The sequence below is a fragment of the Cupriavidus basilensis genome (assembly GCF_029335485.1).
Classification (GTDB): Bacteria; Pseudomonadota; Gammaproteobacteria; order Burkholderiales; family Burkholderiaceae; genus Cupriavidus; species Cupriavidus basilensis_E.
In genome coordinates this window covers 1-10,874 of sequence record NZ_JARJLM010000570.1, presented here as the reverse complement: position 1 = coordinate 10,874, position 10,874 = coordinate 1, and the positions used below count along the sequence as shown (strand labels likewise).

Below are 10,874 nucleotides of genomic sequence, written 5' to 3'. Positions count from 1 at the left end.
CGCGGGCGCTGCCTTCGCTGCGGCCGCCGCTGCGGCTACGGCGCCGTTCTCCGGATTCTCCGCCTGCTCCAGGTAGCTGACGAAGGCATCCTCCAGCGTTTCCGCATGGCAGCTTTCCCGCAGCGCCTCAGGGCTGCCCACCGCCAGCACGCGGCCACGGTGCATGAAGGAGATGCGGTCGCAGCGCGCCGCCTCGTTCATGAAGTGCGTGGAGACGAAGATCGTCACGCGCTGCTGGCGCGAGAGCTGGACCAGGTGGCGCCAGAACATGTCGCGCGCGCCGGGATCCACGCCGGAGGTGGGCTCGTCGAGGATCAGCACTTCGGGATGGTGCAGGCAGGCGGCAGCCAGCTGCAGGCGCTGGCGGATGCCGAGCGACAGGGAAGCGGGGCGCGCATCGGCGTGCTGGTCCAGCTCGAAATCGAGCAGGGCCCGCCCGACCGCCTGCTGCGCGGCTTCGCCCTCCATGCGGTAGAGCCTGGCATGCAGGTCCAGGTTCTGCCGTACCGTCAGTTCCTCGTAGAGCGAGAACGCCTGCGACATATAGCCCACCCGCATGCGGGTGCGCATATCGCCGGCGTCGATGGTCTGGCCGAGCAGGCGCGCGGTGCCGCTGGTGGCATCGAGCAGCCCGGTCAGCATCTTCATGGTGGTGGTCTTGCCGCAGCCATTGGAGCCGAGAAAGCCGAAGATCTCGCTGCGCTCGATGCGAAAGCTCACATTGTCCACGGCGGTAAAGGCACCAAAGCGCCGCGTCAGCCCCTCGGCCTCGATGGCCGGCTCGTCGCCATCGGGCGGGCGGGGCGGTATCACCAGCCCCGTGGCATCGCCGCGCCGGGCTGCCGGCAGCAGCGAGATATAGGCCTGCTCCAGGTCGCTGGTGCCCGCGCGCGCCAGCACATCGGCGGTGCGGTCGCACACCAGCACCTTGCCCGCATCCATGGCCACCAGGTGCTCGAAGCGCTGCGCCTCCTCGATATACGCGGTGGCGACGATCACCGTCATATTGCGATGCTCGGCGCGCAGGTCCTCCACCAGGCTCCAGAACTGGCGCCGCGACAGCGGATCCACGCCTGTGGTGGGCTCGTCGAGAATCAGCAGGTCCGGGTTGTGGACCAGCGCGCAGCACAGGCCGAGCTTCTGCTTCATGCCGCCGGAGAGCTTGCCCGCCGGACGGTCCGGGAAAGGCGCCAGGCCGGTGGCGGCCAGCAGGCGCTCGATGCGCCGGCGCCGCTCGGCGCCGCCCAGGCCGAACAGCCGGGCAAAGAAATCCACGTTCTCGTAGACCGACAGCGTCGGATACAGATTGCGCCCCAGCCCCTGCGGCATGAACGCCACGCGCGGCAACAGCGCCTCGCGGGCCTGCCGGTCGCGCAAGTCGGCGCCCAGCACCGAGGCATTGCCCTGCTGGATGCGCTTGACGCCGGCAAGCACGCCGAGCAGCGTCGATTTACCGACGCCATCGGGGCCGATCAGGCCGATGGTGGCATTGCCGGGCAGCGTGAGCGACACACTGTCCAGCGCCACGCTGGCGCCGTAGCGGTGCGACAAGCCATCGATGCGGATGGCCGCGGCACCGTCGGGGTGCGGGCTTGGCATGGCGTCAGGCCGGCTGCTGGCGCAGCGTCAGCGCGGCGGGCCAGGGCTGGGTCGCATCCAGGCGCACGAAGCCATCGCCCGTCATGCCGGCCTTCAGCCTGGCCGCATAACGCCGGGCGACCTCGGGCGTCAGCTGCAGCTTGACGCGATACATCAGCTTGGCCCGCTCGGCATCGGTCTCGACATACTTGGGGGTGAACTGCGCCTCGCTGGCCACAAAGCTGATGCGCGCCGGAATCGGCTCGTCCCGCATCGCATCCAGCACGATGCGCGCCTCGTCGCCGATGGCCAGCCTGCCGGCGGCGCCGGCGGGCAGGAACACCGTGAAATACATATCCGCCAGGTTCAGCAGCGACACCACGCGGCCGCCCGCCGGCAGCACGGTACCGACCTCGACCACGCGATACTCCACGCGGCCGGCCACCGGCGCATGGATGGTGGCCTCGTCCAGCAGGACCTTCAGGCGGGCGATCTGGGCATCGGCCTCCGCGATCGCCGCGTTAGCCTCGCCAAGCGCCGCGCGCGCGCCGCTCACGCCAGCGCTCTCGCCATCCAGGCCAAGCTGCCGGCGATCGCGCTCCACGGAAGAAATCTGGCGGTCCTGGTAAAGCTTGACCGCCTCGGTCAGCTCCAGCCGCGCCAGGCGCTGACGGCTGGCACGCCCTTCGATCTCCGCCTGCGCGCGCGACGCAGCCTGCACGGCGCGCTCCCGGGCGGCGGTGGCAAGGCTGAGCTGAGCCAGCAGCTCGGCGTCATCCTGTCGGGCCACCACGGCGCCAGCGGCCAGGGCATCGCCCTCGCGAACCGGCAGATCGACGACGCGGCCCGGATACTTCACCGCCACGTCGAGCCGGCCGATCTCCATGCGCCCGTTGCTGTGGACCACATATGCCGGCCACGGATCGCGCTGGCTGCCAAGCCACCACATGGCGGTTCCAATGGCGGCGGCAACGAACAATACCGCTATACCCCAGCCTGGTTTGAGTTTCATCGGCTACCTGTGCACCTGTGCGCTGAATGATGGAATGCCGCCGGAGGGCTCCAGGGTTTCAGGGTGTCGGGCGAAGGGGAGGGGAGACGACAAAGACAGACCTTGATCCGTGGGGCGGCGGCGTAGGTTTCAATGCTATCGGGCGGGGTGGGGCGCGGACTTGATCTAGCGCAAGTCGGTGCCGGTGGAGGCACTTTTTTGAAGGAGGGTTCTAATTGGCGCGGGGGTGGATCTTATGGTGCGGGTTTGTGGCTCGCCCGGCGCCGCCGAGCCCGTAGCGCCATCTGCTGCAGCGGCATCGGTGCCAGGCGGCACGATACTCCCGCAAGCGGGCCAGGGCGGCGCAGCCCAGGCTCGTTTGCGAGTTGGCCCAGCTTACGCGGCACAGGCGAAGGAGGCGATACGCTGGTACAGCGCCCAGTTTGCCAGCACGACGCGATAAGGCGCAATGACAAGGCCCTTGCCGCCGCCCCATCTCCAAGCGTGAGTTGAGTGCCCGCGCCACCGCCGATGTAGAGACCGATAAGGCCCACACTCGCACTCGATGGCAACTTGTGATCATGGCCTCCAGCATGCGGCATGCCAGCATCGATTCTGTTAATCAATGTGACTTTGCCGGCCCGGCCATTGCCTTCGGCGCGACCCCAACGTATCCTGTGACCGTCGCTGCAACCACAGCGACCGGGTTTGGAAGCCCGATTTGCGAAAGGCGGATAGCCGCCTAACGGCGGCATTCTTATGTCCGCCCGCCTTCGCACGCCTTCAATGGGCGGGCCTTGGCAGGGAGGGCTTCGGCCCTGCCGGGTTCTTTCGCAACCGGTCTTCCAACCTTGCCATGCGCCCGCCCCCCAAAATCGAAAGCGGGGGAGCGGATCACCGCTGTCTGTGGAGGTCCCAGCATGCCCCAGTCTCCGCCTGCCCGTACGGGGCATTCCCCAAACCTCAGAGTCCGCGCTAGCGGCCGCTACGCGCCGTGTGGCGGCATTGCCGCGTCGCCGGCTGATGCGGAGGGCCGACCATGACGGCGCACGCCAGCATTGCCCATCTCCTGTCGCACCTGCATCAAGACGAGAGCAGCGCCTATCTGCGCACGGCCGACGAGCACGAAGCCGTGGCGTTGGAAGCCAACCGCGCCGTGATGCGCCTGGCCGAGGGCCTGCAAGCCGTGGGCCAGATGGCACGGATCTACACGGACGGCGGATCGCCCGACCAGAACGTGGTCGCGGCGGCGTTCGTGCTGATGGAGGAAACCGCCTCGGTGATCTCCGGCCTGGCCTGTGTGGCGGAGGGCGCGTGGGCGCGTACCGCCGGGCTGAGGGATGCGGCGCCGTGAAGCCACTCATGGCATCCCGCGCTGCCCGCTAGCCCCACTACGCATGCCGCCCCACAGCCCGAGCAGGCCAACCGGCAGCAGCAGCGCCCACTGCGGAAGTTCGAGCAGGAGCCCCTCTTCCGGCCGCATCAAGGCAACAGCGATGAAAATCCCGCCAAATCCCAGCCAGAGCACCGAGAGAAAGAGGACCAGGTAGCGGGATGCGATGGCATGGCGAGGGAACGCCGCGACGAGCAGCGCAACGGATGTCAGCGCCAGCGTAGCCGAAACCAGATGCCAGACGGCGTACAGCGTCAGCTTGGGCGCCACGGGGAGCGAAGATGCCAGCAAGGGAGAGGCCACGTCCGCGCCGCCGGCGAGTATGTGGACAATGGCCGTGAAGGCTGCCAGCAGGGCGGAACAAAAGAGTGGTCTGTTCATCGTCGGGTTGCGTGTTAAGGATATCGAAGCAGCAACCCCCTAAAGCTACCAGCTCCTGACGCGCCCCGTATCCGCATGCACGAACTGCTCCTGCGCATAGAAGCCCACGCCGCCGCCGTGCAGCGACAGCGCGGCGTCGCGCAGGTCGGATAGCGGCACGCCGGGCAGGCGGATATCGATGGCCTTGCCGTCCATATGCAGGCTGTGGCTGGCCACGCCGCCGCCGCGCGTCTTGCGCAGGCGGGCGTTGGTGGCCGGGCTGCGGTAGCCGGAGATGACCTGGAAGGGCGCGTCGCAGCACAGCGTTTGCTTCAGCTGGTAGAGCAGCGCGAACAATTGCGGGTCGATCGCGCCGACTTCTCCGGAGTAGTGGTCGCGCAGGAAGCGGTTGAGCGTGGCCAGCGATTCGGGCACGAACTGATCGCCCACCGCGTAGACGATGGAGAGATGCTCGCCGGTGTGGGTGTGGTCGAAGGACAGGCGGCGTGCATCCGGCAAGCCCGCCAGGGCCGGGCGGGCCGATAGCGGCAGCAGCGCGCCGGCCAGGGCCAGCCGGCCGGTGTGGCGCAGGAACAGGCGGCGGGGATCACTGGGCGGCTTGGTCATCGGAGACTCCTTTGGCGCAATGTCATGCAATGGATCCGCTATTCAACCTTCCCGATCTTGCGCGCGTTTCGGTCCGCACGGAAGCCCGTCCGGCCGGCGCCGCGTTGCCGCAGGGCGTCATCCAGCACCTTGTCCAGGCCATAGATGTCGGAGAAGAAATAGATCCGCCCGTCGGCCTTGGCGAGCGCCGTGCCATAGGCGAGCACCACCGGCAGCGGCTGCTGCAGCCGCAGCGTGCTGGATTGACCTTTCTCCATGGCCTCGCGGATGCGCGTGTCGGTCCAGCCGGGCGTGTCCTGCAGCACGAAGCTGGCCAGCGCCACCGGCGCCTCCACGCGGATGCAGCCATGGCTCAGGTCGCGGCGGTCGCGCGTGAAGAGTTGCGGCGCGGGCGTGTGGTGCAGGTAGATGTTGTCGTTGTTGGGAAAGATGAACTTGATGTCGCCCAGCGCGTTCTTCGGCCCCGGGCGCTGCCGTATGCGCAGTTCCCCGCGCTGTACGGCATCCAGGCTGGCCGCCGAAAGCGTGGTCACCGCCTTGCCGTCGGCGCCGACGAACTCGAAGCCTTGCCGCGCGAAGTAGCCGGGATCGCGGCGCAGCCGCGGCACGGTCTCCGCGCGCGCGATGGAGGGCGGCACGTTCCAGTACGGGCTGAACTCGATATACCGCATGTCTTCCTTGAACAGCGGCGTGCGCGTATCCAGCGCCTTGCCGACGATGACCTTCATCTCGGCCTTGACCTGCACGCTGCCGTCGCGGACTTCATAGGCGCGCAGCACGAACTCCGGCACGTTGACCACGATCATGCGCCGCCCCTCCAGCAGGGGCGTCCAGCGCAGGCGTTCCATCGTCAGTTCGATCTGGCGCACCCGGCTGGCCGGCGGCACATTCAGTTGCGCGAAGGTCCCCGCGCCGATCGTGCCGGCGGCTTCCAGGCCATGGCGGGCCTGAAACGCCTTGACGCCTTCCACCAGCGCGCCTTCATAGCGCGCGGGGACGGGCGTGCCGGCGGGGAGATCGCCCAGGGCAAGCAGGCGCTGCGTCAGGACGGGCAGGCCCGCGTAGGCCTGGCCGCGTGTCAGCGTCTTGCCGGGCAGCGGTGGCAGCGGCGCCTGCCAGGCGGGGCTGGCGGCCAGCGCGCGGTAGCGGGCAAGCGCCTGGCGCAGCGTGCCATAGAGCGGGAACGACGGCGCGGCTTCCCGCACCGCTTCGGGCAAGCGGTGCGCGGCGACGGCCCCGCGCAGGTAGCCGGGGGGATCGAAGTGCGGGTCCGGCGCCGCGGAAAAATTCTCGTGAATCCTGCGCGGGTCGACCCGGCCGCCGTGCAGGTCGGCGAGATAGCGTTGCATGGCTGCTGTCAGCGTCTCGTCGAGCAGCGTTTCGGCGTCCGGCGCCAGCGGTCCGCTCTCGGCCTGGGACAGTGCGCGGCGCAGCTCGTCGGCGTCATAGTCGCGCGGTTCCAGCCCGTCGGCGGCGGACGCGGCGAGGATGTCGACGGCCTGCCGCGCTGCGGCGGCGGGACGGCCCTGCGCAAACCAGAGCGCGGTGTCGGCGGCCAGCGCGCCGGCATGCCAGCTTGCGGCCAAGGCGGCCAGCAGGCCGGCCAGCAAGCCAGGCGCGGGGCGGAGGAAGGCGGCGCCACGCCGCGGCCGATGCGTGGCGAGTCCGGTCCGTGGTGCCGTCACTCCTTGATTTCGCTGCGCACCATCAGCACCGGCTTGTTGCTCCTGTGAAGCACGCCCTCGGACACGCTGCCCATGATCAGGCGGCGGATGCCGCGGCGGCCGTGGGTGCCGAGCACGATCAGGTCGGCATCCCAGCGCTCGGCTTCCTCGACGATGGTGGAGGAGATCTGCCCGGGCGAGACGGGCTTCTCCAGGAGTTTCGTGGTATGCGGGATGCCCGCTTCCGCCAGGCGCTTGGCGGCGGCTTCCAGCGCCTCGCGTCCGGCCGCGAGGATGGCATCCGTCAGTTGGCGGGGGTCGTAGCTGCCGGCCAGGAAGAACACGTCGTTGTCGTCCGCCACGTAGAGCGCCTGCACTTCGCTGCCGGTCGCCTTGGCGACGATGATGGCCTGGCTCAAGGCAAGCTCCGCAGAGCGGCTGCCGTCCACCGCAAGCAATATCCTCTGGTACATGATGCGTCTCTCCTGGCTAAGCTGTCGCAACGTTCGCAAGGCGACCGTCGGTGACGGGCCTCCTGATCAGCAGCATAAGGGGCGGCACGGACGGCGTGTTGACGTACGTCAAGCGCCCGCTTCGACACGCAGTACCGCGGCCCCGCTCAGGCTGCCGGCGCGCAGGTCCGCAAGCGCGGCATTGGCCTGCTCCAGCGGATAGACCGTGACGCTGGTGCGCAGCGGGGTGGCGTCGGCGAAGCGCATCAGCGCCACGCCGTCGGCGCGCGTGAGGTTGGCGACCGAGACCAGGGCGCGTTCTTCCCACAGCAGGCGATACGGAAAGCTCGGGATGTCGCTCATGTGGATGCCGCCGCAAACCACCGTGCCGCCCTTGGCGACGGCCTGCAGCGCCAGCGGCACCAGGGCGCCGACCGGCGCGAAGATCAGCGCGGCATCGAGCGGCCGCGGCGCCGGCTGGTCGCTGGGGCCGGCCCAGCATGCGCCGGTATCGAGGGCGAAGCGGCAGGCGGCGGTGTCGCCGGGGCGCGTGAAGGCAAAGACCTCGCGTTGCTGCGCCACGGCGATCTGGGTCACCAGGTGCGCCGCCGCGCCGAAACCGTAGATGCCGATGCGCCGCGCGCCGCCCGCCATGCGCAGCGTGCGATAGCCGATCAGGCCGGCGCACAGCAGGGGCGCGGCGTGTACGTCGTCGTAGTGGTCCGGGATGTGAAAGCAGTAGCGGCTGTCGGCCACCACGTACTCGGCATAGCCGCCGTCGCGCGTATAGCCGGTGAACTGCGGCGCGTCGCACAGGTTCTCGCGATGCGTGGTGCAGAACCCGCAGTGTGCGCAGGTCTGCCCGAGCCAGGGCACGCCGACCCGGTCGCCCGCGGCGAAGCCGGTCACGCCGGCGCCGCACGACTCCACCTTGCCGACAATCTCGTGGCCGGGAACGAGCGCCGGCTTCGGGTGCGCGAGCTCGCCGTCGAGGATGTGCAGGTCGGTGCGGCAGACGCCGCAGGCGCTCACCGCGATCCGCACCTCGCCCGGGCCGGGCACCGGCACCGGCACGCGGGCCAGGCGCAGCATCGGGCCGGTGCCGTCGAAGACCATGGCGCGCATCGATTCCTGCATGGCGTTCTCCTCTCCGGCCAGGGGCACGGGGGTTTGCTCCTTCATGCTAGGCCACGCGCAGCGGCGCCGCTTGACCCGCATCAAGGCCACCGCGAGGCCGTGTGCGACGCGGCGCACCCGGAAAGCTGCGAAAGGGATGATCCACATCAATATGCGGGCGGCCGGCGCGCACAAACTGGAGGCATCGGGACCGGGCCCGCCAGGGTGGCGGCGCCATGCCCTTGTCCATGACCTGTGACCGCGCATCGGCAGTGACTTGGCAGCGGCCGGGTGCCGACCGGTATTCCGGAGGGAGAAACAAGATGTACAGCAAGATCCTGGTTGCCGTGGACGGCAGCGAATCGGCCGCGCAGGCGTTGACGGAAGCCCTGCGCCTGTGCGCGGCGCTGGGCGCCGGGCTGACGGTGGTGCATGTGATCGATAACAGCTATCTGCGGTACGAAGTGGGATATGTCGACCTGACCGACTTGCGCACCAGCCTGATCGATGCCGGGCAGATGCTGCTCGACGAGGCCAAGGCCAAGGCGGCGGCCAGCCAGGTGAAATGCACGACCCTGATGATCGACGAGGTGTTGGCGCTCGGCGACGTTGCCACGGCGATCGAGCAGGCCGCCAGGCAGGCGGGCGCCGAACTGCTGGTGGTAGGCACGCATGGCCGCCGTGGCGTGCGCCGCCTGCTGATGGGCAGCGTGGCGGAGGGCCTGGTGCGGCAGTGCCGCCTGCCGGTGCTGCTGGTGCATGCGCCGGTGCCGAAGGTCAAGGCGGACGCCGAGCCCGCGCAGTAGGGGCGGCACTGAATTGACCTGAATCAAGGGCCACCCCTTCACGCTCCCTAGACTGGAAGCGGGCTCTCTCGAACACGGCGGGAACATCATGGAATACGCCAGCATCATGGTCCATCTGGACACCAGCCCGCGCGCGCTGGACCGGCTTGGCATCGCCGCGCGCCTTGCCGCGGCGCGGAATGCCAGGCTGATCGGGCTGTATGCCGGCTTTGCGCCGGATGCCGCCTGGTTCTACCTGATGGAGGGCGCCGCGACCTACGTCGAGGAAGACCACCAGCGGCGCGACGACGCCCGCGAGGCTGTGCGGCAGCGTTTCCTCGAAACCACCAGGGACCTGGGCGTGGAGGCCGGGTGGCGCGCGGTGGAGGGCGCACCTTTGACGACGGCGCTGCGCGAGGTGCGCGAGGCCGATCTCGTCGTCGCCGGGCAATACGATCCGGCCGACCCGGACAGCTTTGTCGCGACCCGGTTCCTGGAGACCCTGGTACTCGACAGCGGCAGGCCGGTGCTGGTCATTCCGTACGCGGGGAAGTTCGACGTGCCCGGCGCGCGCGCCATGGTGGCGTGGAATGGCAGCCGCGAAGCCACGCGTGCCCTGCATGACGCCATGCCGCTGATTGCAGGGGGCGCGGCCAGGGTGCTGTGCGCGCAGGGCGCCGGCCCGCGGCCGGATGCAAGCCTGCCTGGCCACGCCGTGGCGGCGCTGGCGAGCCACGGTGTGCAGGCCGATGTCGAGCACTGCCAGGAAGGCTCCGACCTTGCCATCGGGGAAATGCTGCTGTCGCGCGCGGCGGACTTCGGCGCCGACCTGGTGGTGATGGGCGCCTACGGCCGCGGCCGCCTGCGCGAACTGGTATTGGGCGGCGTCACACGGACCATGCTGGACAGCATGACGTTGCCGGTTCTGATGTCACATTAGGTGCGCATTGGGTGCGCATCAGGGGTGCATCAGGGGCGCAGCGCGCGGGCGCTGCGGCTATGACCGCCTCTGTGACCGCCGGTTATTGCGTCACGGTGCCCACGGGAAAGCCCACGGTCTGCGCGAGCAACGGGACCTCATCCTCGTTGAGCGACATCGCTTCGGCAAGCCGTCTGTGGTTCAGCCATCCGCGTACCACCGCGCCCAGCCCCGCGGACGCGCAATAGAGGTAGACGTTCTGCGCGATCGCGCCTGCGGTGACAGCGGAGAACATCTCGCGCTGGCTGGGGGCCAGCGCGGTCATGCGGCTGAAGTTCGCGACATAGATCAGGTCCAGTGGCGCTTCGCCGACGAAATCCCGGTATCCCGTCAGGTTGCGCGCGTCGACCGCGCGCTTCAGGTCCAGGCGGTGGTGGGCCGTGTCGTAGCGATAGAGACCCTGCGGCAGCGCCACGTAGATATCGATCTCGTTCAGGCCGTGCGGCGAGGGCGCGGTGCGTCCGCCGCCGGCGCTGCGGTTGACGCCATCGGCCGCCCACAGCAGGTCGCCGAGCAGCCGGGTGCTCAGCGCTTCGTTGCCGAACGCGCGGCTGCTCTTGCGTTGCCAGAGGGCGCCCATGAGCGGCAGGCCGCCGCTCATGTCCGGCGCCGGCAGGGCGATGCGTTCGCCGCCTTCGCCGCTTGCCGGCCGCGGCTGCAATCCGGGCCGGGCTTCGAATGAAAGGGGCTCGACTTCGCTCATGTGTCACCTCGTCGTGGCAGATGGAAGTTGCGGGCCGGCTGGCTGGCGCGGGCCGGGGCGTTTCCAGCTTAGGCGCGCGGCAGGCCGGCGCATTGATCTGCATCAGCCGGCCGGCACCGGGTCGCCGACCCGCACCACATGGCACCACTCGTCGCTGTCCAGCGGCTCCTGCACGCGCCGCTGCCGCTCCAGCACTTGAAGGGTGGCGTCGGACGGATCGTCCCCC

Annotated in this window: 11 protein-coding genes; 3 read left to right on the top strand and 8 right to left on the bottom strand. The window is 69.3% G+C overall.

From position 1 onward, the window contains the following. Together P3W85_RS35490 and P3W85_RS35485 are read right to left on the bottom strand one after the other, a co-directional pair. On the bottom strand, positions 1 to 1,599 hold a 1,599-nt coding region (locus tag P3W85_RS35490), incomplete at its 3' end, for an ATP-binding cassette domain-containing protein (RefSeq protein WP_276268198.1). A gap of 4 nt (positions 1,600 to 1,603) precedes the next feature. Beyond that, a complete protein-coding gene (locus tag P3W85_RS35485; RefSeq protein WP_276268197.1) occupies positions 1,604 to 2,590 on the bottom strand; it encodes an HlyD family secretion protein in 987 nt (328 codons plus the stop codon). 1,018 nt (positions 2,591 to 3,608) lie between these two features. On the opposite strand from P3W85_RS35485, the gene P3W85_RS35480 reads away from it, so the two are divergent. Further along, a complete protein-coding gene (locus P3W85_RS35480; RefSeq protein ID WP_276268196.1) occupies positions 3,609 to 3,923 on the top strand; it encodes a hypothetical protein in 315 nt (104 codons plus the stop codon). 6 nt (positions 3,924 to 3,929) lie between these two features. Here the strand turns inward: P3W85_RS35480 and P3W85_RS35475 are convergent, their stop codons facing one another. From P3W85_RS35475 to P3W85_RS35455, 5 genes are all read right to left on the bottom strand, one after another. Further along, on the bottom strand, positions 3,930 to 4,343 hold the full coding sequence (locus P3W85_RS35475) for a hypothetical protein (RefSeq protein WP_276268195.1): 414 nt from the start codon (positions 4,341 to 4,343) through the stop codon (positions 3,930 to 3,932). Between the two features lie 45 nt (positions 4,344 to 4,388). Next, positions 4,389 to 4,949: a YcbK family protein gene (locus P3W85_RS35470; RefSeq protein WP_276268194.1), complete on the bottom strand. Its 561-nt coding sequence runs from the start codon at positions 4,947 to 4,949 to the stop codon at positions 4,389 to 4,391. A 38-nt stretch (positions 4,950 to 4,987) separates the two neighbouring features. Beyond that, positions 4,988 to 6,547: a L,D-transpeptidase family protein gene (locus tag P3W85_RS35465; RefSeq protein WP_276268200.1), complete on the bottom strand. Its 1,560-nt coding sequence runs from the start codon at positions 6,545 to 6,547 to the stop codon at positions 4,988 to 4,990. Positions 6,548 to 6,630: 83 nt separating this feature from the next. Beyond that, positions 6,631 to 7,086 (bottom strand): universal stress protein, encoded by a 456-nt coding sequence (locus P3W85_RS35460; RefSeq protein WP_017224840.1) that lies wholly within the window; start codon positions 7,084 to 7,086, stop codon positions 6,631 to 6,633. A 108-nt stretch (positions 7,087 to 7,194) separates the two neighbouring features. After that, entirely contained in the window at positions 7,195 to 8,202 is a 1,008-nt protein-coding gene (locus tag P3W85_RS35455) for a zinc-dependent alcohol dehydrogenase family protein (protein WP_276268199.1), read from the bottom strand. A gap of 302 nt (positions 8,203 to 8,504) precedes the next feature. On the opposite strand from P3W85_RS35455, the gene P3W85_RS35450 reads away from it, so the two are divergent. Further along, the gene (locus P3W85_RS35450; protein WP_017229115.1) at positions 8,505 to 8,987 is read left to right on the top strand and encodes a universal stress protein; all 483 of its coding nucleotides are present in this window, start codon (positions 8,505 to 8,507) and stop codon (positions 8,985 to 8,987) included. Between the two features lie 88 nt (positions 8,988 to 9,075). Beyond that, positions 9,076 to 9,906 (top strand): universal stress protein, encoded by an 831-nt coding sequence (locus P3W85_RS35445; RefSeq protein WP_276268193.1) that lies wholly within the window; start codon positions 9,076 to 9,078, stop codon positions 9,904 to 9,906. An 82-nt stretch (positions 9,907 to 9,988) separates the two neighbouring features. Here the strand turns inward: P3W85_RS35445 and P3W85_RS35440 are convergent, their stop codons facing one another. Then, positions 9,989 to 10,648 carry a SagB/ThcOx family dehydrogenase gene (locus P3W85_RS35440; protein ID WP_276268192.1) on the bottom strand — a complete coding sequence of 220 codons (660 nt, stop codon included), beginning with the start codon at positions 10,646 to 10,648 and terminating at the stop codon, positions 9,989 to 9,991. Positions 10,649 to 10,874: the final 226 nt, after the last annotated feature.